Origin of the sequence: Pseudomonas gessardii (assembly GCF_001983165.1) — a bacterium.
In the GTDB taxonomy this organism is placed as follows: domain Bacteria; phylum Pseudomonadota; class Gammaproteobacteria; order Pseudomonadales; family Pseudomonadaceae; genus Aquipseudomonas; species Aquipseudomonas gessardii.
Genome location: NZ_MNPU01000123.1, coordinates 1 through 1,419 on the forward strand (window position 1 = coordinate 1; position 1,419 = coordinate 1,419).

Consider the following 1,419-nt stretch of genomic DNA (forward strand, 5'->3'; position numbering starts at 1 on the left):
GGCTCTTCGCATTTAAGGGTGTAGCTGATTTCTAAACCCTCCTGACTTCAGCAAGCACCTGGCTATGTAATTGGTTAAATTTCTAAAGCCCAAGGCGGTACCTCGTAAGTGCTCAAGTCGCCCGTTGATAGCTTCTGTTGGACCGTTGCTGGTTCCTGGCCGGTCGAAGTAGGCAAGGATGCTCTCAGCGTATTTTTTCAGCGTTTCCCCCAAGCCTTTCACCTCGATGAGCGCTTTGGGCAAGTCGCTGGCTGTAATGATATTTATGACCTCTTCCATGAGTTTTTTACCACGTTTTCGATCCGGCTCGTTGTAGGCGCTGACCACCCGTTGGTACATGCTCCAGGTGCAATCCACTTCGAGGTGGTGCTCATCTGCAAACAGCTGGAACAGTTGCTTTTTGTTGGCGTCAGACAGGTAGCTGATCCGAGTCAGTAGCGTTCGACGGCTTTTGTAGAGCGGGTCATTTTTACGCCCTCTGCGGCCCAGGATGTCGTGTTGCACACGCCGGCGGCATTCATCCAGCATGTTGCTTGCCCAGCGCACGACATGGAAAGGATCCAGCACGGTTTGGGCTTGAGGCAGGGCTTCTTGCGCTGCAGATTTAAACCCCGTAAAACCGTCCATGGCAATGCTTTCGATCTGGTCACGCCACGATTTGGGGCGACTCTGTAGCCATTGCTTAAAGGCTTGTTTGGAGCGGCCTTCCAGCACATCGAGCAAGCGGGCCGGCCCGTTTTTGTTACGCACGGGCGTAAGGTCAACCACGATGGTGACGTACTTGTCACCACAGCGTGTATGTCGCCAAACATGCTCATCCACGCCCAGCACGGTCACACCGTCAAAACGTGTCGAGTCATTAAAAAGCAGGCGCCGTCCTTCGTTGATAATGGCATTATTAGCGGTGTGCCATGCAACATCAAGCTGGCTCGCAACACGAGATACCGACAGATGATCCAGCACGATGGCAGCTAATGCCCAGCGTATCGCCCCATATGAAAGCTTTGAACGTGGAGGTGCTGCACTGTTTGTATCTTCATGCCAGAAACAGCCGCAAGCACAACGCCAGCGACGGATACGCAGCAGCAATCTGGTTGGTCGTTGTCCGTAAGGTGTGTGAGCAAGATGCCTATCGACAGTACCGCGTGAAACACCAGCAGCCCCGCACTTGGGGCATGGCTCGGGTGCTTTGGTTAAACGACATTCGATGACGGCGCGCTCTGCACAAAGATGTTGTCCAGTGGCAGTCAGGCCGAGGTTATTCAGTTGGCAAAAGCTGGAAAGATCAGGGCTAGAAAAGGTAAGATTGTTCACGTCGGGGGCTTAGTTTTTGTTGGTGTGAGAGCTTACATTTTCTAAGATCCTCGACTCCTTTTCCAGCCGGTCAGATTTTTTCTACACCCTTAAATGCGAAGAGCC

At 52.6% G+C, this 1,419-nt stretch carries 1 protein-coding gene; it reads right to left on the minus strand.

Going from position 1 to position 1,419, the window contains the following annotated elements:
- Positions 1–12 precede the first annotated feature (12 nt).
- On the minus strand, positions 13–1,314 hold the full coding sequence (locus BLL38_RS29885; RefSeq protein ID WP_011920678.1) for an ISL3-like element IS1411 family transposase: 1,302 nt from the start codon (positions 1,312–1,314) through the stop codon (positions 13–15).
- Between the last annotated feature and the right edge of the window lie 105 nt (positions 1,315–1,419).